Source organism: Marinobacter antarcticus, from assembly GCF_011049865.1.
GTDB classification, from domain to species: Bacteria; Pseudomonadota; Gammaproteobacteria; order Pseudomonadales; family Oleiphilaceae; genus Marinobacter; species Marinobacter antarcticus_A.
On record NZ_DRGY01000003.1, the window covers coordinates 30,668 to 52,653 of the forward strand.

A 21,986-nucleotide genomic window follows, 5' to 3' on the forward strand; every position below is an offset into this window, starting at 1 on the left:
TTTAGTTATCTTCTTTTTTCTTATAAAATTCTCTATACCCGGACTCAGAATAAATTTTAATAAACTTTCCCTTATCATCCGAGCCAGTATCTACAATATCGTCTAGATCCGGCACATCACCATTAAGCCGAAGCTCAAAATTCTCCGCTAAGTGAACTTTGTGCCGAATTTTCGACCTAATACCGCTTGTTTCGAGATCAAATTGCCTATCGAAGTTTTTTTCCTCAGGAAGCTTTTCAAGACTGGAAACAATTTCCGGCATCTTCGCCTCAAGCTCTTTATTTTCAGGCTTATAGTTACTGAATAAATCGACTACCTCCTGGAAAACAAAACCATCATTATTGGCAAAATAAGAGTTTAGATCGTTTTTCAGATAGTGATAGTCTGCAGGAAACTTCTTTCTAAGCCGTCTTCTTAACAAATTATCGATATTAACATATGCATTACTGGTGTTCGTCTTCGAAGATTGCTTTTCTTTGCATGCCAAAAAGTTTTTCCACCAGTACTCGGATATTGTTGAGTTGCTGTCAGATATAATTAAATCTTCCAATTCGTCAGCTGTGGAAAATCTTGCAAGACAAGATTTCTGAACCCTATCTTTCTTTACAGGTAACCCAGAACGAATCGATAGAGCACTGGCATCAACGATTTTTTCATGGTCGATTTTTATAAAAAGGATCAAAGATCCCGAATTGTGTTCAGCATAGACCTGAAGCAAGCTGCCCTTTCGTATATCCGCGATCCCCTCCACTTTCTTTTGGCGATCAACTTCCTCACGAATGAGTTTTTTTGCCACTATGTCGGCGTGCTCAGACCACTCATCGTCAGTCCCCATCTTTAAGATACGAGCGGGAACTTCTTCCGTTTTAGAGGAGAACTCGAAGAAACGACCACGTTTCAAAGTTAATATTTCTTGCACCAAATCAACAACATATTCCTCTAGGTCCTTATGAGCTTTGTCTAAAGAAACGCTAGTTGCGGTTTCGCTAGGAACATCTAAATGGTGAAGCGAGTACTGGTCAATCTTGAGGCCTTCCATATCCGTCCTTGTCTATTATTTTCGTGTTATTCAGCAACTAGCTAGTATGCTTATCCACGGAGTTTGCCATACGAGGGATCATGATTGCTATTTCGCAAATGCAAAAGTGCTAGATGCGTATCAACGATTCCGATCGCAAGCTGTCTACATAGCGTCTACATTTGAAATTTATCACAAAGGGCTTTAGGCGAGAACTAGCATAAGATGCTGTTTTATATGGTGCTCCGGGCCGGAATTGAACCGGCACGACCCAGGGGTCGAGAGATTTTAAGTCTCTTGTGTCTACCAATTCCACCACCGGAGCATTCGGGGAGGTTTTGAAGGGCAGAATTGTATAAGGCCATGGGTGATAACGCAATTCAAAACGCCATCAGGTGGCTCCTGATTGCGGCGGAGAGGGTCTTGGGGTCGCTCCTGCCCTTGGTATCTGCGCGGAGAAAGGCTTAGGCCGGCTTTTTTGCGATCCCTTTATAGATATAGCCGGCTATTTTCGGTGCGCCAGGCAGGTAAAAATTTTCAAGCTCGGTCAGCTCAAACCCCGCATCTCGGATCAGGTCGGCAATACTGCGATTCAGGTGGCAACCACCGGCCAGCTTTTTCCAGCCGGGGGTAATCCGATGCTGCCACTTACGGATATTTTCCTCGGGCGCCTCGCCGTGTTCGAGAAACAGAAGTTCGCCGCCCGGCTTCAGTACGCGTTTCATTTGCTGCAGTGCGGTGCTCCAGTCGGGAATGGTGCACAGCGTGAACGTTAGCAGTACCGTGTCCACGCTGTTGTCGTCCAGAGGTATCTGTTCCCCTGGCAGGCCTAGCCACTCCACACGCATCGATGAGCGTTTCAAATTTGATTGCGCTTTGCGTCGCATGCCTTCCGAAGGTTCAAGCCCGTAAACCATCTCAACGGTGTTCGGGTTGTAAAACGCAAGGTTAATACCCGAGCCCATTCCAACTTCAAGCACGCGGCCTTTGGCCAGCGGCACGAGCTGGCTGCGCAATTTCATAACCTGCCCCATAGAGCAGGCACGATCAATAATGTGCGGCAGAATGCGTTCTTCGTAAAAGCTCATGCAATCGCCCTGCTCTAGCGGGTTTCAACTAACTCAAAGGTCAGCCCGGCTTTTGTTGTCAGGCGCTCCATCAGTTTGCTGCCCAGTAACGATGCGGGTGTCCAGAAACCGCCCGGCTGATCGGCGGGAATGTCGAACGCGAGGCACATGCCAGCTTCGCCAAGCATTTTGCTGGTAGAGCCGTAGCCTGGGTCAGCATCGCCCGTCACTTTTGTGATCATGGTTCTGCCATCCTGGGTGCGCCCTACAAAGCGCAAATCGTAGAACCCGGACTTTTGAGCTTCCGGGCTTGGGCCTTCACCGGCCTGGGGTACAAACTTCTCAACCACCCAGCGCGTTGGTTTGATCGCGGATGCGGTGAAGAAGCTCGCCAACGCTGCCGTGATGCCGTAAGCCGTTAAACGGCCTTTAGTGCCGCGACCCGCCATCATGGCTTCATCGTAGGTGAATTCTTTGCCGTAACGGGCGCCCTGCATTGCGTTTGAGCGGTGCACCACGCGGGTATTGATCGCCCCCATAACAAACGGCGCTAGCCAAACATCAAATGTCTTATCGAACTCAGCGCCTTTCAAGCTTGGCTGCCGCGTTTTTGAGCGATGTTCCGGTGGGCAAATAGAGAACGGGTTGGCCAGCTCCTTGCGCAGTTTGGGGTCAGCTGCGGCTTCTTTGGCCACGTTCATCATAGACGCGACTGTGCCGCCAGAAATGCCTCCCTTGGCGACTTTTACCCGCATTCGCACGTCTTGGCAGGGCTCGCCAAACGTTTTTTCTGCCTGCTGCTGCAAGAACCAAACCCCCATATCCGACGGAATGGAGTCAAAACCGCAGCAATGAATAATGCGCGCTCCGGATGCTTTGGCCTGGTCTTCATAGCGCTCAACCATGCGGCGAATCCACTGCACTTCACCGGTTAAATCACAGTAGTCGGTGCCCGTTTCTACACAGGCTTTTACCAGCGGCTCCCCGAACAACGCGTAAGGTCCAACCGTGGAGATAATCACGCGGGTTTGCTCACACATTGCTTTCAGGGCCAGGTGGTCGTTGGCGTCAGCCAAAATCACAGGCAACGCACTCGCATCGGCGCCCAAACCCGATTTTAACTCGTCGAGTTTAGCCTCCGACCGTCCTGCAATGGCCCATTTCACCTCGCCAGCCACACCGTAGGCGTCAAACAGATAACGCGTGAGTATCTGGCCGACAAAGCTGGTGGCACCGAAGACAACCAGGTCGTAGGTGGTTTCTGCTGAATCAGTCATAGCCTGACCTTCTTTTGGAGGATCCATGGAAATTGGCGCGTATCAACGTGCGCTGGGGAATTACGTCAGGCCAATCTTAACAGGTTTGAACGTGCGTTCGACTTTAAAGGTAGTGCGGGGAAAAGGAGCCCGGAGGCTCTGAGTGTAGGTGTTGTTTAAAAAATCGCCATTGATTGTTCAGGAGGTCTTCACCGGCAGGAGATTTATTCCCGGAGCGGAACGCTCTGGCATTGAAATCAGATCTTTCTGATGCGCCTGAGCGTGGCCTCCACCGTCACGGTGAGTGATTCAAGCTCTGCGGCACGGGCCAGGCCCTGCGCATTGGCGCGATACAAGTGCGGTGTCATGGCAAGCAAATCCGCGATCGAGCTTTTATCGGGCAGCATCAGGCTATAGCGAACCGTGTGTGTATCCAGATTTATAAACCCATCGAGCGCTGTGCCCTTTAATTGTCGGGGTTCTTTGAGCTCCGGATAAATTATTTCCCTCAGCTCTCGCAAGTGGTCTGGCCCTGCATCCACCTGAACGATTTCTCCGCCACGCTTCAGCACCCGCGCAAACTCCGTATAAACGGGGAAGCCGAACAGACACAGCACTCGATCCAGCGTTTCCGGGCGTGCGGGCAGGTTGGCGTTGCTCCCGACTACCCAGGCGGGATTCTTGTCCTGTTTAGCGGCTGACAATACGGCCCACTTGGATATATCGAGCCCCATGAGGGATAAGTGTGTCGCTGTCGATGCGTGTTGGGCGAGACAGCGCAGGTAGTAGCCTTCTCCGCACCCGGCGTCCAGGCAGCTCAGGTAGGAATCGCTGGAACTTTCAGGACATACGGTTCGGCTGACGGCATCGGCAATGGGTTGATAGAACCCCCTGTTCAGGAAGCGCTGGCGCGCCGCGACCATCTCCTTGTTGTCGCCCGGGTCTTTCGAGCGTTTGTTCTGAACCGGCAAAAGATGCACATACCCCTGACGCGCCGTATCAAAACTGTGTCCGTGAGCGCATTGCCAACTCCTGTTGCTGATCTGCAACGCAGAGCCGTCGAGTGGACAGGCAAGCGCTTCGAACGGGCTGATGGTCATTGGAGTGTGTCCGTCATAACAGAATGGTTGTGGGGCTATATTCACAGTTTATGATTGTGCAACAAAAAAGACACCCGAAGGTGCCTTTTTTTAAGCTCAAGAGAAGGTTACAGAACTTTCTTCAGCTCTTCTTCAAGTTGCGGCACGGCTTCAAACAGGTCCGCTACCAGGCCATAATCGGCAACCTGGAAGATCGGCGCTTCTTCATCCTTGTTGATCGCAACGATCACTTTGGAATCCGACATGCCGGCCAGGTGCTGAATGGCACCGGAAATACCCACCGCCACATACAGCTGCGGAGCCACAATCTTACCGGTTTGGCCTACCTGCATGTCGTTCGGCACAAAGCCTGCGTCAACAGCGGCACGGGACGCACCCATGCCGGCGCCCAGCAGATCAGCAACCTGCTCCAGCATTTTGAAGTTCTCGCCGTTCTGCATGCCACGGCCACCGGAGATAACAATACCGGCACTGGCCAGGTCCGGGCGGTCAGATTTGGCTTTCTGCTCGCTGACAAACGTAGAAAGGCCTGCGTCTTTCACAACGTCCAGCTGCTCTACGGAAGCGGAACCGCCGTCGGCTGCCACCGGGTCAAAACCTGTCGGGCGCACGGTGATAACCTTGATGCTGTCACCGGCTTTAACCGTTGCGATAGCGTTACCGGCGTAGATCGGGCGAACGAACGTGTCTTCAGACTCCACGCGAATGATGTCGGATACCTGAGCAACATCGAGCAGCGCCGCAACGCGCGGCATGAAGTCCTTACCCGTGGTACCGGCAGACGTCAGGATGTGGCTGTAACCTTTTCCCAGTTCAGCAACCAGGTCACCCAGGTTTTCACCAAGGAAGTGCCCATAGACGGCATTGTCGGCAACCAGCACCTTCGACACGCCTTCGGCCTTGGACGCTGCTTCCGCAACGGCGCCGCAGTTTTCGCCGGCAACCAATACATCGATATCGCCGCCGATGGCTTTGGCAGCCGCTACAACACTCAGGGTCGCCTGCTTAAGGCTGCTGTTGTCGTGTTCAGCAATTACAAGGATGCTCATCAGATCACCTTCGCTTCGTTCTTCAGTTTATCGACCAGCTCGGCTACGTCGGCCACTTTTACACCTGCCTGACGGGCTGCCGGTGCTTCAACTTTCAGCGTGGTCAGGCGCGGCGTGATTTCAACACCCAGATCGGCCGGGCTCATAACGTCGAGCGGCTTCTTTTTGGCTTTCATAATGTTTGGCAGAGACGCATAGCGCGGCTCGTTCAAACGCAAATCTGTTGTTACGACAGCCGGCAGCTTAAGGGAAACGGTCATAAGACCGCCGTCTACCTCGCGGGTAACGTTCACTTTTTCGCCATCCACAACGACTTCAGAAGCAAATGTGCCCTGAGCCATACCGGTCAGCGCTGCCAGCATCTGCCCCGTCTGGTTGTTATCAGAATCGATGGACTGTTTGCCGAGAATGACGAGCTGTGGTTCTTCTTTCTCTACAACAGCCTTTAAGAGTTTGGCTGCTTCAAGAGATTGGACGTCTTCATCGGTTTCAACGTGAATACCACGGTCAGCGCCCAGCGCCAGAGCAGTACGAATTTGCTCTTGGCACGCCTTGGGGCCAATGGAAACCACGACGATTTCATTAGCAACACCCTTTTCTTTCAAGCGAACCGCTTCTTCAACAGCAATTTCGCAGAACGGGTTCATTGCCATTTTTACGTTGGCGAGATCAACACCGGTATTGTCCGGCTTGACGCGTACCTTTACGTTGTAATCGATTACTCGTTTTACAGCGACCAGAACCTTCATAGATTCCTCGTTCTTCTACAATGGGTTAATGACTCTCAATCAAGATACTCGCGCGTTGGCCTTGTACAGGCGAATTGCGGAGCATGCTAATTGCTTGTTTGATTATTTCGTCTCGTCAGGATACAGGAATTATGGGTAACCTGAGCGAAAGTTACAAACAGCGGCCTCGCACTGGGGCCATCCGTCACGGCGGATCAATACTGAAGGCAAAATTTTGGTGGGTCAATAGTCCAGCCGGACATGCTATGCGTGTCTGTTGAGCAAACAGGCAGGCTTACATCTGATCTCAAATAATGAATAATATCGTTAAATCAGGTCACTACGAAGGATTTTGGTGTTCATCGACAATGCTGAAAATCGCCGTAAAATTCAAACAAACGTTTGTTTGACTAGTCGAATACGGTATCCTTTCGAAACAAAAGGGGCGGAATCACCCGTGAAGGAAAGTCGTTTATGGGTGCATATAACGGTATAATAATCACCCTGAAAAATAAGCCTGCGGGCGCATAATATTCATTAAAAATGTTTGAGGAGACCAAGGTGGAACGCGAATCGATGGAGTTTGATGTTCTTATCGTCGGCGGCGGACCTGCTGGCCTTTCGGCGGCTTGCCGTGTGATGCAACTGGCGCTGGAAGCCGGCGAAGAACTGACCGTATGTGTGGTGGAAAAAGGGTCAGAAATTGGCGCTCATATACTGGCGGGTACCGTTTTTGAACCGACTGCCCTTAATGAGCTCTTTCCGGACTGGAAAGAGAAAGGCGCGCCCCTGAACACTCCGGTTACCCGCGACGATATTTTTCTGCTGAGAAGTCAGGAAAACGCCTCTAAAATCCCCAACGCCTTTGTGCCGAAAAACATGCACAACCACGGCAATTACATCATCAGCCTTGGTAACCTGTGCCGGTGGCTGGCCGAGCAGGCTGAAGCATTGGGTGTTGAAGTCTATCCGGGTTTTTCTGCTTACGAGACCATCGTTGAGGACGGCCAGGTCAAAGGTATTCTTACCGGCGACATGGGCGTAGCCCGTGACGGCTCCGAGAAAGATGGCTATATGCCAGGTATGGAGTTGAGAGCCAAGTACACCCTGTTTACCGAGGGCGCTCATGGTCACTTGGGCAAACGCTTGATCAGCGATTTCAATCTGAGAGAAGGCAAGGATCCCCAGCACTACGGCCTTGGTATCAAGGAGCTTTGGGACATAGACCCTGCGAAGCATGAGCCAGGCTTGGTTGTCCACACCACCGGCTGGCCTCTGAGCGAAACGGGTTCAACCGGTGGCTCCTTCCTTTATCACCTTGAAAACGGCCAGGTTTATGTTGGCCTTATTACGGACCTGTCTTACAGCAATCCGCACCTGAGCCCGTTTGGTGAGTTTCAGCGCTTGAAGCTGCATCCGGAGATTAAAAAGTATCTGGAAGGCGGCAAGCGCGTGTCCTACGGCGCCCGCGCGCTGGCCAAAGGCGGTTATAATTCTCTACCGAAAATGAGCTTTCCGGGTGGCCTGCTGCTGGGTTGTAACGCTGGCACCATGAACAGCTCCAAAATCAAAGGCTCTCATACCGCAATGAAGTCTGGCCTGTTGGGCGCGGAAGCGGTATTTGAAGCGCTGAAGAGCGGGCAAACGGGTGAGGAAATAACCGGTTTCGGCGATCGCTTCAAGGAGAGCTGGCTTTATAAAGAGCTCTATGACGAGCGTAACTTTGCACCGGCGATGCACAAATTTGGTAACTTTTTGGGTGGTGCAGTGGCATTCTTCGAGCAGAACATTCTGCACAGAAGCCTGCCGTTTACCTTCCACGATCTCACGCCAGACTACGCCACAATGAAGCTTGCGTCAGAGAGCAAAAAGGTGACGTATCCGAAGCCGGATAACAAGCTGACGTTTGATCGTCTGACGTCGGTGTTTGTTTCAAACACCAACCATGCGGAAGACCAGCCGATTCATCTCAAGCTGACCGACCCGGACATACCGCTGGATGTAAATCTTCCGAAATACGATGAACCGGCTCAGCGGTACTGCCCTGCAGGCGTGTACGAAGTTGTCGAAAAGGAAGACGGCAACGGCAAAAAATTCCAGATTAACGCCCAGAACTGTGTTCACTGCAAAACCTGTGATATCAAGGATCCTTCCCAAAATATTACCTGGGTGACGCCAGAAGGCGGCGGCGGCCCCAACTATCCGAATATGTAAGTTCAGATTTGGATAAAGAGGCATAAAAAAACGGCTCCCTAAGGAGCCGTTTTTTTGATACTGCCAAGCAACGCCTAGTGAGTGTGGCCGTGCTCTTGCTCTTCGTCGGTCGCTTCACGCGCTTCGATGACTTCTACATCGAAGTGCAGAGTTTCCCCTGCCAGCGGATGATTCGCGTCAATGGTGACGGTCTCTTCGTTAACTTCAACGACACGAACAACCTGAGGGCCGCCCGGAGTCTGCGCCTGGAACTGCATGCCAGGCTCAATTGACTCTACGCCTTCAAAAGCCGTACGCGGAACCGGCTGAACCAGCTCTTCGTTAATTTCGCCGTAGCCTTCAGCTGGCTCTACAGAAACCTTTACCTGGTCGCCTGCGCTTTTTTCGTTCAGTGCACTTTCCAGTCCACCGATGATGTTCTGGGCACCTTCCAGATAAGCCAACGGCTCACGACCTTCTACACGGGAGGAATCGAGTTCTTCTCCCTGATTGTTGGTGAGCGTGTAATGGATGGTGACAACACGAGGTTGAGCCATGTGATCTCCTTGCGCATAGCAATGACGTTTAATTGATTAAAGGAAATAGTGTACGTTTTCCAAGATCATTTCTGGGGGCATGACAACGCTTTTCAACCGCCCTGCCCGATTTTGTAAAAATTTCCTTGGCTAAATACGCCCATTACTGCCTGTCCATCGACCGTTTCTTCCACAATATGTTCTGCCAGATCGTAATAAGCTGCGGTTACAAGCCGGGCGTCCAGGCCGTGACGAACCCGAATAACTGGCCTGGGTTGCCCTGAGTCCTCATAGGTGCTGACATCAAGCGGATGCTCGTCACCGACCTCAAGAATCTCGCCAATGTTTGTGGTTAGCCTTATGATTTGCGTTTTTCCGTTGCCCTCCACCTCAAGAGAGTGGGCCAGCAAAGGCGTGTCGTCTACCTGAATTCGCCATTTCTCTACGGGTGTTATCAAGTAGTATCGATCGTCTTCCTCGCGACGAAGAATAGTAGAGAACAGCCTTACAATGGCATCCCGACCCAACGGCTCGCCTTTATGAATCCATTTTCCGTCTCGGCTTATGCGCAGATCCATGTCTCCCGAAAGCTCGGGATGCCAATTCTCAAGCGGCGGTTTGTTGAGGTTCTTGGTCGTTTCCCCCACTTGCTCGACGAGATTTTCCGGGTTCTGGCTCATACTCTGCTCCGTAAACGGGTTATCTAACCACAATCAGGGCAAAAACTGGGTTTTCAAGTCGGCGCAGCCAGGACCGATCACCGGCATGTCGAGCACGACAGCCTGTGCGGTCATAAAGGGAATACCGCGTCTATGCCCATCAACCAAAAGTGTAGCCAGGCTTCCGACCAGGGGCATGTGGGAAATCAACATAAGCGGTGAGAACTGATTTTCAAGAAGGGCGTCCAGAAGCAATCCCGGATCATCGTCGGGTGTCATGAACGCTTTCTCGTCTACCGGGCAATTCAGAATTTCCGAGACAATCGCCGCCGTTTGCCTTGCCCGCACATAGGGGCTGCTCCAGATCTGTTCTGGCCGCCAGGGCGACGCTGCGATCCGAGCTGCGCACTCTGCAGTCTGGCTCCGACCGGCTTCGGTGAGCGTTCGCTCCTGGTCCAACGAATGCCAACCAGCTTCGCCATGACGCATGATAAGCAGCTGCACTAACAATCTCCCGCGGTGGTTCCGGCTACTCGGTCATTATTCGTGGCAGAATAAACTCAACGTCGGAGTTCTGCACGGACATCATCAGGCTGCTAATGACGGCAGTGATGGACGCATTTTCGTAGAGAATTTCATACAGACCGCGCACAAGGGGCATGTATATCCCGATTGCCTCGGCCTTCTTCTTTACCAGCTCGAGCGTGTAAATCCCTTCTGCCACCTGGCCAAGTTCAGCCACGGCGTCTTCCAGTTCCTGACCCTGGCCGACGGCATAACCAATTCGGAAGTTGCGACTCTTTGACGAGGTGCAGGTGACGATCAAATCCCCCACGCCGGCCAAACCCATAAAGGTCATGGGATTGGCACCAAGACAGACCGCGAAACGGCTCATTTCCGCCAGCCCTCGGGTGATCAGCATGGCTTTGGCGTTCTCACCCATGTTCAAGGCGGATGCCAAACCAGCCACAATGGCGTAAATGTTCTTGAGCGCGCCCGCCAGTTCTACGCCGTAAATATCCACGTTGGCGTACACACGGAAGTATTCACAACCCAGCAGGTCCTGAACGGTGCGTCGTACATCGGGGTCTTTAGCGGCGATAACGGTTGCCGTAAGATCGCGGCTTACAATTTCGCTCGCCAGATTAGGGCCACTCAGCACGCCTATGCGACAGCGAGGAATTTCTTCCTGCAGAATTTCGCTCATGAGCTTGAAACCGTGGGCTTCGATACCCTTGGTGAGACTTACAACAATCTGACCGTCGCGAAATTTACCGCTGTTTTCACGGATAACGGCACGGAAAGCCTTGCTCGGAATAGCGACAAATACGATTTCTGCTTTGTTTACGGCGTCTGCGAGATCGGTGGTGGGCTGAATATCGCCCTTAATTTCCACGCCGGGCATGTAGCGGCTGTTTATACGGGTTGTGCGGACCTCTTCGGCCTGCACTTCGTCGCGCATCCAGAAATGAACCCGGTGGCCGTTCTCCCCGAGTACCTTTGCCATGGCGGAACCGAAGCTGCCTCCTCCGAGAACCGCCACGTCGTGCTTCGGCTCTTTGGCCCTGCTAACAGGGGGTTCACGTTTGTCAGGCATAGTTATTCCGTTTGTTTGAATCAGATCTGAACCGGCCGGCGCGAGTTAAAAAAACACGGCGTCTCAGCCGGGCTCTTCAAATTCAAGCGCGCGTACCAGGTTCTTGAACTCTTCCCGGTTCTGCTTGTTCAACCCCATAAGTACTTTGTGAGCATCCAGTACCTTATCGCGAACGTCTTGTTCGCTGGCCCTCAGCACCGGTATTTCTTCGAGCTCTTCAATGCGCGAGGCGGGCTCACGGAGAATGATGAAGATTTTGTTGAAACCCATCGAGGTGATGATGCGGGTAATATCCGGATTGGTCGAAATCAGCGTGGGCAAGAAATGACTTTGCTTCTGGGCAGCCATGGCAATCTTGGCCAGTAGACCCAGAGTGGTGCTGTCAATAATGTCCGTTTCGGTGAGGTCGATCACCACGGTCTTGAACTGTGGATCCAGAGTGATGGAATCAACCAGATTGTCCAGCGTACAACAAAGGTTCAGCCGGATTTCTCCAATAAACTTAAGGACGTATATGCCCTGTTTTTCAGCTTGCAGGATTTTATAACCAACCATGTCTCACACTGCCACTATTTCAACGACGTGTTGTCTGACACTAAAATCGTATCAGTGACCGTCACGATACCGATATCGTCCGGTAACTCTGTGATCTCGTCGAGGTTGAGAGCCTCGCTAAGCGCTGCGACAGTGTGACGACCTCCAGATACGAGTTCAAGTAGTCTCTGTTCCTTTTCATCAAGACTCTTTTGCCGAATGACTTCAAGAATGCCATCGGAAAACAGAATCAGATGAAAGGGCTTGTCCAATGCAACTTCGTACACTTCCCATTGTGGCGATTCAAAAAGCCCTACGGGAAGTCCACTGCCCTCCAGAAAGGCCGTCTCGCCGTCTTCAAAGGAAAGCACTGGCATCGGGAAGTGAGCCCCTACCGCATAGTGTAATTTACGCTCGCTGAGAGAAATAATACCAACAAACATTGTTACGTGTTTTCCCAGACCCGTATCAAGTAACTCCGAGTTGATACGCTCGAGAAATCGTTCCGGATAGAGGATGTCGTCGCTGGACCCCCGGCGAAGGTTGCGTTGTAAGCGATTGCTCAGGTTTTTAAGCAGCACCGTCACGAATGCAGAGCTGGCACCGTGGCCAGACACGTCGGCAATATAAACCAGCGTTTTGTCTTCGGTCAGTGGAAAATAATCAAGAAAGTCGCCACTCAGGTATAAAGATGGCTTGATCAGGTGATCGATGTACAGACCACCGGTGAACTGCTCTTTTTCTGGCAGCATACGCAGTTGAACTTTGCGCCCGGCTCTCTGATCAGCGCGTAACTCAGCGATGCCGTCCCGCAGATCGCGGTTAGCATCTTCCAATTCTTGGCGGTAAAGCTGATTCAGGCGCCCCAAACGAACGCGATCAAGCAGCTTGCGAATGACGTCGCTTAGCGCTTTTTTATCCCTGCCGCAGGGTTTGAGCACGAAATCAGAAGCCCCTGCCCGAAGCGCATCAACCACGTTATTGCTGGACTCAGTGGCTGAACAGGCCACGATGGGGGTAGGCGTTTCGGATTCTTCCAGGCGTCCGGCGAGATCCTCGATCTCAGGGGGCGTGAGGTCTGCAAAGATAACATCGGGCATGTTATCGTCAATCATCGCGCTCGCAGAGGCGACATCGCGATAGCCAGAGACGTAGAATCCTCTCGTTTGAAGATAGCGCGCAAGTTCAGTGCGGGCCTTCTCGTCTGCATCAATTATCAGTATACGAATAAGTAAGCGCCCTGTGCGCGAGGTCATGGCTGTTGCCCTAAACTACCAGCGATAAACGAAAAACGGCGTTCCGAAACCTATTTTGGCACGCCCCTGTGATATAACAAGGCCAGTTTGGCGAAATCCGGAGATTCCTGCGAATGAGACGAGCGGTAAATGACCTGTTAGGTGCTTATGACAAGCTGATCATGGATCCGGTTCACGGGGCGATTCCCTTGTATCGGCATGAAATCCAGGTGATTGACCACCCGCTGTTCCAACGGCTGCGCAATATCTGCCAAAACGATATTCTCAGCCTGGTGTTCCCCGGCGCTACACACTCGCGTTTCCTGCACAGCATTGGCGTGATGCATGTGGGCACGCGCATGTTCCGCTCAATGATTGACGCCTACCTCCGGGAGCGACAGCTCAGCGAGCAGACCGACCTTAGCCTCAGCCAGCTTGATGCCATTGATTATCTCGCTAAAACCATCCGCCTTGGCTGCCTGCTGCACGACAGCGGTCACTCCAGTTTCTCTCACCAGTTTACCCAGGCTCAACGAATCCGCGAGCTTATGTCGCGCCCTGGCCGGTTCGCCGATCTTTGGGAGGGTGTCGATTACTCCGCTTATCACAGCGCAGAGCCGGAAGAGCTCGAGCACGAGCATTACTCGGTTCGGGTCGCTCACGATGTGCTGGAGGCGGTTGATCTGGAAGGCGCCGGCCTCCATGCCCTCGACGTTATAGGCATTATGGAAACCACAGAGGTTGCGCCCAGCGAAACCTTCTGCCGCCATGCCCGAACGTTTTGGGGGTTCATTGCCGGCGAAAATGCCGAGGCGGAATCGCTGATCAGCGAAAACATTCCGCGGCTGGTGCTGGATATGCTCTCATCCATTGTCTCCGGGGAAATTGATGCCGACCGAGCCGATTACATGCTGCGTGACGGCTTTCACTCGTCCGTCACGATTGGCGGGTTCAACCTTGATCACCTTCTGAGCAACCTGCGTTTCGGTTGGGACGAGTCAGAGCCCTGGCTGGGCCTGGCAATCACCCAGAAAGGCCTGGGCGCGCTGGAAGATTTTGTTTACAGCCGCTATCAGATGTACCGGAAAGTCTACGCCCACAAAACCGCACTGGGGTTTGACTGGCTGTTGCGTGAGGCCATTAACGAAGTTCTGGAAGACCCGGAAAGCTTTGAATGGATCGATACCTGCCTGAGCAACATGCGCTATTTTGCCGAGCTCACCGACAACTTTTTTTGGGAGGCTTTTCGGAAGGTTGCGCGCCAACGCCCCAACAGCTTCTCTTTTTGCATTGTGAATCGCGTTAAGCTGAATCACCTCGACACCCGGGAAGATCTTTCAGCTGCCGGCATCGCGAGTCATAGCGCCTGGCTGGCGGAGGCCATGGAACTGAACCCGGTCAACGTTGTGACCTGTTCCATGTGGGCTCGTTTTTCTAACATCCAGGACAACTTCAACGGCATCAAAGTGCTGATTCGTGATCCGATTGACCGGTCACGCTCCTTGAAAAAGATCACCGATGTGAGTGCCTTTTTCAGCAAGTTCAGCGACGGAACCATCACCCATTTCTATGCCCGCCCGGATATCACCCACGATTCGGGGCCTGCGATTAGCGGTTAGCTGCGTTTTTCGCGCAGGCCTCCACAAGGCTACAGGCGCTGTTGAATGCGCCTTCTACCCGGCCACCGTCAAGCCAGTCGCCTGCAATGCCAATACCCTGCTCCGGAAACCAAAGGCAGCCAGGTTTAGCACCGCCCTCTGAACGGGCGTACAACCAGCGGTGGGTGATTGAATCGGTAACCACCGCCCCGGTTCCTGTCAGTTCCCTGAATGCCGCAATCAGCTCTGCTGCTACCTGTTCTTGTGATGCGTCCACATTGCGCTCCGTCCAATCCGGAGTGGCGTGAAGTACCCACCATGTGCTGCCGTTTTGTTCGGAATTTGCGCGCCCCGGTTTACTGGAGTTGTTGGCCACCCAGAACAGCACCGGATGATGGCAACGCATGCCCTCATGGCTCGGCCAGGGATTCTCCTCGAACGCCACGGCGACCGCCCAGCATGGCAGCACTCGGCTTACAGCGTCGTCAAGCTGCGACGCCAACTCGGGAAGATCGCTCTGAGTAAGCAAATCTCGCGCTTGCGCGGGCGGAGCGGTAATGATGACGTTATCAAACTCCCCTACCGGTTTTTCGTTGCTCTCAGAACTGTCAGAACTACCAGAACTATCAGAACGACCGGATAACGCCCAACCTGTATCCGTTCGGGCCATATTTTGAATGCGAGTACCGGTGATAAGGGTTGCGTGGGCAGACAGCGCACGCGAAACTGCGGTCATCCTGGGCGTGCCAACATACCGAGGCGTTTCCGGGAACGTTTGCCAGTGGCCGTTTTTGTCTTGAAAGCCGAGCCGCCCGTTCCAGGTGCTGAAAGAGTTTTTGCCGGCAAACTCAGTGAGAAAAGGCAGGAATGCGGGGTTGCGGGCCGTAAAATATTGCGCGCCCATGTCCACCGAACCGTCGGAAGAGCCGCCCACAATTCGTTTTGCGGACAGCCTGCCACCGGGCCCTCGACTTTTTTCAAAAATCGTTACGTCGTGCCCCTGTTGTTTCAGTTTGATGGCGGTCGTCAGGCCCGTAATACCTGAACCAACAATCGCGATGCGGCGTATATCATTTGTATGAAATGTCTGATTAAACATGGTTTATGGTGCATCCAAATACTGTGGTTAGAGCGTACAAGTCGTTGAACATCAGAGCCCGGAATGTCCGAATGCCTCGTTGTTCAGGTTCCATTCAGAGAAAAAGGCAATCAGGGTATGACCCGAGTGCAAAACTTGTTTATTAATATTGTGAGGTGGTTCGATTCCGATGCCGGTTCGGATCAGATAGACGTTACCTCACGATCTTTCAATTTCGTGCGAGTTATCCCGTTTCTGGCGTTGCACCTGGCCTGCCTGCTGGCCTTCTACACCGGTGTAAGCGCCTTTGCGGTGGGTTTCGCATTCGTCTTTTTTATAGCTCGCATGTTTGCCATTACCGGATTCTACCACCGCTATTTTGCACACAAGACATTCAAAACAAGCCGTCGGGCGCAGTTCGGGTTTGCCGTGCTTGGCGCCAGTGCCGCTCAGCGGGGACCGCTTTGGTGGGCTGCGCATCACAGGCATCATCACCAGCATTCCGATCGCGAGCAGGATCTGCACTCCCCTCACCAAGGCGGGTTCTGGTGGTCGCACATGGGCTGGTTTACCTGCGATGCGGGCTTTGCCACCGATGAGCGCCGTATTCGCGATTGGCTCAAATTTCCGGAATTAAAGCTTATCAACCGGTTTGACTCGTTGATACCGGCCGCGGCAGCGATATTGATCTACGGTTTGGGCGAAGCGCTTGCAGCCTGGGCGCCGGGGCTTGGTACGAACGGCTTACAGATGCTGGTTTGGGGCTTTTTCATTTCTACCGTTGTACTTTTCCACGCAACGGTTTCGATCAATTCGCTCTCCCACGTTTGGGGCAAGCGGCGTTTTGAAACCTCGGATAACAGCCGCAACAACTTTTGGCTGGCGCTTCTGACCCTGGGTGAAGGCTGGCACAACAATCACCACCGCTGGCCCCAATCTGTTCGGCAGGGTTTTCGTTGGTACGAGATTGATATGACGTGGTATGGCCTCTGGGTATTGTCAAAACTGGGAATCATATGGGAACTGAACCCGATACCACAGCAGGTTCAAGAAGAAACCCGTCAACTTGATCAAACAAGGAGGGCGCGTAAATGAACTTTGCCCCAACCATTGAAGTAGGCCACCCGAATTCCGCGGTGCCCGCCACGTTGCAACAATTCAAGGTTCTGTTTAATGAACTCGACAAAGGCAACCTGAGCAAGCTGCCCGCTGTGTACAGCGAAGACATCCGATTTCAGGATCCGTTGGGCTCTGTGGAAGGGCTTGATGCATTAACGCACTATTTTTCAGGCTCTTACGCCAATGTTATTTCCTGCCACTTTGACTTCGAAGAGGCAGTGGTTCAAGACAGTTTCGCCACCATCCCCTGGCTGATGCACCTGTGCCACAAACGGATTCTCGGCGGGCGCGAAATACAGGTGGCGGGTATAAGCCATCTGGAAATCCGACAGGGAAAAATCTGTTACCACCGGGATTATTTCGACGCCGGCCAGTTGCTCTATGAAAACCTGCCCGTGGTTGGTGGCGTTATCCGTTGGGTTAAAGGTTACGCGGGATGAGCGGGCGCCTCGATACCTTATCCAGCATCTGGATAACCGGTGCCAGCTCCGGCATTGGCGAATCCGTAACCCGCGCACTGATCCGTGGCGGACACCAGTTGATCGTTACCGGGCGGCGTTCCGAGCCCCTTGAACAATTGAAGGCTCTTGCACCGGAGCGCATTACGGTGGCGACAGCGGACACCACCAGCAAAGATGAGTTGCAACAGATCGCGCCCTCGTTGGAGGCCCACGGTGATCTCAACATGGCGATTCTCAACGCCGGCACCTGTGAATACATCGACATTGCAAACTACAACAGCGATGTAATCGAAAAAAACATAGAAACCAACGTGATTGGCACCGCCCGCTGCATCGACATCGCGTTGCCGGCCTTGCGCCGCACTCGTGCCAAAGGTTTGCCCGCCACGTTGGTGATTGTCGGGTCGTCGGCCTGGTGGTTCCCTTTTGCTCGCGCGGAAGGCTACGGCGCTTCAAAAGCGGCATTGGCCTATTTCGCTCAAAGCCTGCGGGCGGATCTTTCGGTCGAAGGCATAGATGTGGTGCTGGTATCGCCAGGTTTTGTAAAAACACCCCTGACCGAACGCAACGATTTCCCGATGCCGTTTCTGGTGTCCGCTGAAGATGCCGCTGAGCGCATTGTCAGCGGCCTGGCCAAAGGCCATCACGAAATTGCTTTTCCAAAACGCTTTACCTGGATTCTGAAATGCCTGGGCGCTTTACCCCAGACACTGATTGATCGTATGGCGGCTTCCATGGCCCGCAAAGGCTCCAGCGAACAGGAAACAAAGGAATGAGTAAAACCCGTCAGCGTATTGCCGTCATTGGTGCCGGCGTGTCTGGCCTCACCGCAGCATGGCTTCTGGCTGAAGAGCACGAGGTACACGTTTTTGAGGCAGGCGATTACGCCGGTGGCCACACCAACACCGAATATGTCGATGTCGGTGGGCGTACCTGGCCTGTAAATACCGGGTTTATTGTATTCAATGACTGGACCTATCCGAACTTTATGCGATTGATGGAGCGTTTGGGCGTGCCGTCAGAAGTCAGCACTATGAGTTTTAGCGTGGACAGCAGTACGACCGGTCTGCAATACAACGGAACCAGCCTGAATACGCTGTTCGCCCAACGTAAAAATCTGTTTAACTTTTCGTTCCTGAACATGGTGCGGGAGATTCTGAGATTCAACAAAGAAACTCGTGCCGACCTGGTGGCGGGTAACATTCGAAGCAAAGAAACCGTGGGCGAGTATCTGAATCGTAATGGCTACTCCCGGTATTTTCGAAATAACTACATAGTGCCCATGGGCGCCGCTATCTGGTCGGCGCCGGAAATCGTACTTGAGCAGTTTCCTGTGCATTTCTTCCTGCAATTTTTCAACAATCACGGCATGTTATCCGTTGACGATCGTCCGACCTGGCGCGTCATTTCCGGGGGTTCTGCCCAGTACGTCAAGGCGATGATGGAGCGGCTCGGAGAACGCACGTATCTGAACACGCCTGTACAAGCGGTCACCCGAACCGAGAGTGGCGTTACCGTGACGGCAAACGACCAGACTCATGAATTCGATCAGGTCATTTTCGGTTGCCACAGTGACCAGGCGTTGGCCATGCTCACCGACCCCAGCGAGCAGGAACGGGAAATTCTGGGCGCTATCCCCTATCAGGAGAATGACGTAGTGCTGCACACGGATACACGTGTGCTGCCAGATAACAGCAGGGCCTGGGCAGCCTGGAACTATTTCATCCCGAAACACAGCACAGAGCCGGTTTCTGTGACCTACAACATGAATATTCTGCAGAATTTCGACACGGCGCCAGAGACGTTCTGCGTCACCCTGAACCGAACCCATGACATTGCGCCAGACAAGGTGATCAAACGTTTTACCTACGCTCACCCGGTATTTACGCTCGACGCGGTGCAAGCCCAGGAACGCTACGAGGAAATTGGCAACAAGAACCACACTCACTTTTGCGGCGCCTACTGGTTCAGCGGGTTTCATGAAGATGGCGTGCACAGCGCACTTCGGGTAGCGGGTGATTTTGGAGTGGAGCTCTGATAATGGGCAGCCAATGGTTGCAAGGTTCAATTCGGCACCGGCGTCTGTACCCGGTTCGGCACGAATTTGAATATCACACGGGCATGTTGGCGCTGGACACAGATGAGTGGAATGAAGTGACCAATATAAGCCCGTTTTTTTCTTTGGAACGCTTCAATTGGGTGTCGCTGAAGCGCAAAGATTATTTTCGACCCGAAGCCGGAGCTCTTTCAGACGCCGTGCGTGAACAGGTCAAGGAAGCAACAGGCTGGCGGCCGGACGGGGCCGTGGAATTGATTACCCACCCGCGCTACGCCGGTTATGTGTTCAACCCGGTCAGTTTCTACTTTTGTTACCGGCACGGCGAAAACGGCAATAACGGTGACGTACCGGCCGTGATTATGGCGCAGATTACCAATACACCCTGGAACGATCGACATGTTTACTGCCTGGAAACAACCGGCAGCGAGGCCAATTCTGCCGGCTGGCGTACCGAACAGTTTGCATTCACCAAGCGCTTTCATGTGTCGCCTTTTAACACCATGGCGCAGCATTACGAGTGGACGTTCAGTTTCCGGGGGCCGGAATTGCGAATTCACATGAACGTGGTGGAAGAAGGAAAAAAGCATTTTGATGCCACGCTGGTAGTCCATAGAGGCCCGCTTACACGTAATACTCTCCATCACAGTTTGCGTCGGTTTCCGGTGGAGGCACTCAAGGTTGGTGCCGGTATCTACTGGCACGCCCTGAAACTGAAATTCAAAGGCGCTCCGTTTTACACCCACCCAGACAAGCTGGCCAAAAGCGACCCTGCCCATCGGCTTGGAAGCGATGATCAGGGTATTGACGTAACCAGCGCGAACGACACAAACAAGAACCGAGGTAAGGTAAGCTCATGGAGAACATGAATACATCGGCTGATCCTATCGCCAAACCCCAGGGAAATGCCTCTGTGGCTAACCGTGTCGCCAGAACTCTGGTCACGCAGCAACTCCGGCAGTTGGGCAACGGCACGCTCACCGTAAAGCAAGCTGGCCGGGATGATCTGATTTTCGGAGATGGCGACACAACGCTTCAGCCGGCTGAATTGATTATTCATGACCAAAGCACCTGGCGAGACTTGCTCACCGGAGGCAGCGTTGGCGCTGCTGAAGCCTATGTGGCCGGTGATTGGTCGTCACCTGACCTGGTCGCCCTGCTTCGTTTTTTCACCCGTAACATCGACCGCATGAACGAATTTGAAGACCGATTCAGTTGGGTAACCAAGCCCGCGCTAAAAGGTCTGCACTGGCTTAATCGAAACACCAAAGACGGCTCCAGAAAGAACATCAGCGCTCACTACGATCTCGGCAACGATCTTTTCGAAACCTTTCTTGACCCGACCATGATGTATTCCTCGGCGATTTATCCAAACGATGATTCAACGCTTGAAGAAGCTGCCGTGCACAAGCTGGACACGATTTGCCGCAAGCTGGAACTCAGTCCGGGCGACCGGGTGATTGAAATAGGAACCGGCTGGGGCGGCTTTGCCGTGCACGCGGCTAAGCATTATGGTTGCCACGTAACCACAACGACAATCTCAAAGGAGCAACTGGAACTGGCCAGGGAGCGCGTTCGTGGTGAAGGCCTTGAAGACCGCATTACCCTGCTGTTTGACGACTATCGCGATCTTGCAGGGCAGTTTGATAAGCTGGTCTCCATTGAAATGATCGAGGCCGTTGGCCCACAGTTTCTGGACAGTTATTTTGGGCAGATCAACGCCTTGCTGAAGCCGGATGGTCTCGCGCTTGTTCAAGCCATTAATATGCCGGAACAACGTTATCAGCGTGCCCTTAAAAACGTGGATTTCATTCAGCGCTTTATCTTCCCGGGGAGTTTTATTCCCTCGTTTGGCGCCATTCTGGAATCGGTACGCGCTCAGTCGAATCTGGTTCTCACCCATTCAGAAGACACAGGGTTTCATTACGCTCGCACACTCCGTGACTGGTGTCTCCGCTTTATGGGCCAATCCGAACAACTGGAATCTCTGGGATATGATCAGACCTTCCGCAGGCTCTGGCATTTTTACTTCAGTTATTGTGAAGCCGGGTTCAGCGAGCGCGCCATCGGCGTATCGCAGCTTGTTTTTGCCAAGCCCGGTAACAAACGGCGGAACCTTTTAAGTGTATGATTGCTTCAGAAACCGCTCGTAATATACTGAATTTTATACTCTTCCAAATCGGTTGGTTTGCGTGTGCGGCCTACCCGACCCTACTCGGGCCCGTTCTGGTTCTGGTTTTCCTGGCCATCCACTTCGTTTTCGTTAGCCAGCATCGCTTTACCGAACTCCAGTTTGTCGGGCTGGGTACGGTTGTTGGCGCGCTGCTGGACGGGCTCTGGTTCTACCTTGGAGTACTGGATGACGGAAGCGGAACCGTGCTTATTACGCCGCTCTGGCTGGTCGCAATCTGGGCTATTTTCATGACCACCCTGAGCCACTCCCTGAACTGGATCAGTCGAAAAATGTTTCTTGCGTTCTTGTTCGCGCCTATCGCCGGCCCATTCGCCTACTGGTCGGCCAGTAAAATCGGGGTTGTCGTACTGCCAGATCTGGTGGCTTCCCTGATCGCCCTTGGCCTGGGTTGGCTGGTGGTGTTCCCACTGCTTTTATTCGCCCGCAAATCCCTTTATCCGGAGTTGACGTGATGAACAAATTCGGTTGTTTACCGTTAGCCGTTGTCCTGGCTTCTATCGTGGCGCCT

22 protein-coding genes and 1 tRNA gene are annotated in these 21,986 nt (G+C 52.9%); 9 read left to right on the forward strand and 14 right to left on the reverse strand.

What is annotated here, in order from left to right; translation table 11 throughout:
- Window position 1: 1 nt before the first annotated feature.
- The 7 genes from ENI00_RS00370 to ENI00_RS00400 form a co-directional block, all read right to left on the reverse strand.
- On the reverse strand, window positions 2–1,039 hold the full coding sequence (locus ENI00_RS00370; RefSeq protein WP_304097159.1) for a nucleoid-associated protein: 1,038 nt from the start codon (window positions 1,037–1,039) through the stop codon (window positions 2–4).
- Window positions 1,040–1,256: 217 nt separating this feature from the next.
- Window positions 1,257–1,343: transfer RNA gene (locus ENI00_RS00375), tRNA-Leu, on the reverse strand.
- A gap of 139 nt (window positions 1,344–1,482) precedes the next feature.
- Window positions 1,483–2,106, reverse strand: coding sequence for a class I SAM-dependent methyltransferase (locus tag ENI00_RS00380; protein ID WP_304097162.1), 624 nt, complete (start codon window positions 2,104–2,106; stop codon window positions 1,483–1,485).
- A gap of 14 nt (window positions 2,107–2,120) precedes the next feature.
- A complete protein-coding gene (locus ENI00_RS00385; RefSeq protein ID WP_304097165.1) occupies window positions 2,121–3,362 on the reverse strand; it encodes a saccharopine dehydrogenase family protein in 1,242 nt (413 codons plus the stop codon).
- A gap of 236 nt (window positions 3,363–3,598) precedes the next feature.
- Entirely contained in the window at window positions 3,599–4,441 is an 843-nt protein-coding gene (locus tag ENI00_RS00390; RefSeq protein ID WP_304097170.1) for a putative RNA methyltransferase, read from the reverse strand.
- Window positions 4,442–4,548: 107 nt separating this feature from the next.
- A complete protein-coding gene (locus tag ENI00_RS00395; protein WP_304097173.1) occupies window positions 4,549–5,490 on the reverse strand; it encodes an electron transfer flavoprotein subunit alpha/FixB family protein in 942 nt (313 codons plus the stop codon).
- Window positions 5,490–6,239 (reverse strand): electron transfer flavoprotein subunit beta/FixA family protein, encoded by a 750-nt coding sequence (locus tag ENI00_RS00400; RefSeq protein ID WP_304097176.1) that lies wholly within the window; start codon window positions 6,237–6,239, stop codon window positions 5,490–5,492. The genes ENI00_RS00395 and ENI00_RS00400 overlap by 1 nt, the downstream gene beginning before the upstream one ends.
- A 540-nt stretch (window positions 6,240–6,779) precedes the next feature.
- Between ENI00_RS00400 and ENI00_RS00405 the strand changes: the two genes are divergently transcribed.
- Window positions 6,780–8,432, forward strand: coding sequence for an electron transfer flavoprotein-ubiquinone oxidoreductase (locus ENI00_RS00405; RefSeq protein ID WP_304097177.1), 1,653 nt, complete (start codon window positions 6,780–6,782; stop codon window positions 8,430–8,432).
- A gap of 74 nt (window positions 8,433–8,506) precedes the next feature.
- Here ENI00_RS00405 and ENI00_RS00410 read toward each other — a convergent pair whose 3' ends face one another.
- The 6 genes from ENI00_RS00410 to ENI00_RS00435 all read right to left on the reverse strand — a co-directional run bounded on the left by ENI00_RS00410 (window position 8,507) and on the right by ENI00_RS00435 (window position 12,993).
- Window positions 8,507–8,968 (reverse strand): FKBP-type peptidyl-prolyl cis-trans isomerase, encoded by a 462-nt coding sequence (locus ENI00_RS00410; protein WP_304097182.1) that lies wholly within the window; start codon window positions 8,966–8,968, stop codon window positions 8,507–8,509.
- A gap of 92 nt (window positions 8,969–9,060) precedes the next feature.
- Window positions 9,061–9,627: a DUF1285 domain-containing protein gene (locus ENI00_RS00415; RefSeq protein WP_304097184.1), complete on the reverse strand. Its 567-nt coding sequence runs from the start codon at window positions 9,625–9,627 to the stop codon at window positions 9,061–9,063.
- A 33-nt stretch (window positions 9,628–9,660) separates the two neighbouring features.
- Complete coding sequence (gene sixA / locus ENI00_RS00420) at window positions 9,661–10,110, reverse strand: phosphohistidine phosphatase SixA (protein ID WP_304097187.1); 450 nt, start codon at window positions 10,108–10,110, stop codon at window positions 9,661–9,663.
- Window positions 10,111–10,135: 25 nt separating this feature from the next.
- Window positions 10,136–11,203, reverse strand: a complete 1,068-nt coding sequence (locus ENI00_RS00425; protein WP_304097189.1) for an NAD(P)H-dependent glycerol-3-phosphate dehydrogenase — start codon at window positions 11,201–11,203, stop codon at window positions 10,136–10,138.
- Between the two features lie 63 nt (window positions 11,204–11,266).
- The gene (locus tag ENI00_RS00430) at window positions 11,267–11,758 is read right to left on the reverse strand and encodes an STAS domain-containing protein (protein WP_304097194.1); all 492 of its coding nucleotides are present in this window, start codon (window positions 11,756–11,758) and stop codon (window positions 11,267–11,269) included.
- Window positions 11,759–11,772: 14 nt separating this feature from the next.
- Window positions 11,773–12,993: a PP2C family protein-serine/threonine phosphatase gene (locus ENI00_RS00435; protein ID WP_304097196.1), complete on the reverse strand. Its 1,221-nt coding sequence runs from the start codon at window positions 12,991–12,993 to the stop codon at window positions 11,773–11,775.
- A gap of 113 nt (window positions 12,994–13,106) precedes the next feature.
- Between ENI00_RS00435 and ENI00_RS00440 the strand changes: the two genes are divergently transcribed.
- Entirely contained in the window at window positions 13,107–14,591 is a 1,485-nt protein-coding gene (locus ENI00_RS00440) for an HD domain-containing protein (RefSeq protein WP_304097199.1), read from the forward strand.
- Here the strand turns inward: ENI00_RS00440 and ENI00_RS00445 are convergent.
- Complete coding sequence (locus ENI00_RS00445) at window positions 14,581–15,669, reverse strand: NAD(P)/FAD-dependent oxidoreductase (protein WP_304097202.1); 1,089 nt, start codon at window positions 15,667–15,669, stop codon at window positions 14,581–14,583. The genes ENI00_RS00440 and ENI00_RS00445 overlap by 11 nt on opposite strands.
- Window positions 15,670–15,786: 117 nt before the next feature.
- Between ENI00_RS00445 and ENI00_RS00450 the strand changes: the two genes are divergently transcribed.
- Genes ENI00_RS00450 through ENI00_RS00480 form a run of 7 tightly spaced genes read left to right on the forward strand, consistent with a single transcriptional unit; the run spans window position 15,787 to window position 21,930 of the window.
- On the forward strand, window positions 15,787–16,743 hold the full coding sequence (locus ENI00_RS00450; RefSeq protein WP_304097220.1) for an acyl-CoA desaturase: 957 nt from the start codon (window positions 15,787–15,789) through the stop codon (window positions 16,741–16,743).
- Window positions 16,740–17,207: a nuclear transport factor 2 family protein gene (locus ENI00_RS00455; RefSeq protein WP_304097204.1), complete on the forward strand. Its 468-nt coding sequence runs from the start codon at window positions 16,740–16,742 to the stop codon at window positions 17,205–17,207. The genes ENI00_RS00450 and ENI00_RS00455 overlap by 4 nt, the downstream gene beginning before the upstream one ends.
- Entirely contained in the window at window positions 17,204–18,004 is an 801-nt protein-coding gene (locus ENI00_RS00460; protein ID WP_304097207.1) for an SDR family NAD(P)-dependent oxidoreductase, read from the forward strand. Before ENI00_RS00455 ends, ENI00_RS00460 begins: the two co-directional genes overlap by 4 nt.
- Entirely contained in the window at window positions 18,001–19,266 is a 1,266-nt protein-coding gene (locus tag ENI00_RS00465) for an NAD(P)/FAD-dependent oxidoreductase (RefSeq protein ID WP_304097210.1), read from the forward strand. Before ENI00_RS00460 ends, ENI00_RS00465 begins: the two co-directional genes overlap by 4 nt.
- Window positions 19,267–19,268: 2 nt before the next feature.
- Window positions 19,269–20,153 (forward strand): DUF1365 domain-containing protein, encoded by an 885-nt coding sequence (locus ENI00_RS00470; protein WP_304097212.1) that lies wholly within the window; start codon window positions 19,269–19,271, stop codon window positions 20,151–20,153.
- Window positions 20,141–21,415 (forward strand): SAM-dependent methyltransferase, encoded by a 1,275-nt coding sequence (locus tag ENI00_RS00475; RefSeq protein ID WP_304097215.1) that lies wholly within the window; start codon window positions 20,141–20,143, stop codon window positions 21,413–21,415. The genes ENI00_RS00470 and ENI00_RS00475 overlap by 13 nt, the downstream gene beginning before the upstream one ends.
- Window positions 21,412–21,930: a DUF2878 domain-containing protein gene (locus ENI00_RS00480; RefSeq protein ID WP_304097217.1), complete on the forward strand. Its 519-nt coding sequence runs from the start codon at window positions 21,412–21,414 to the stop codon at window positions 21,928–21,930. The genes ENI00_RS00475 and ENI00_RS00480 overlap by 4 nt, the downstream gene beginning before the upstream one ends.
- Window positions 21,931–21,986 lie beyond the last annotated feature (56 nt).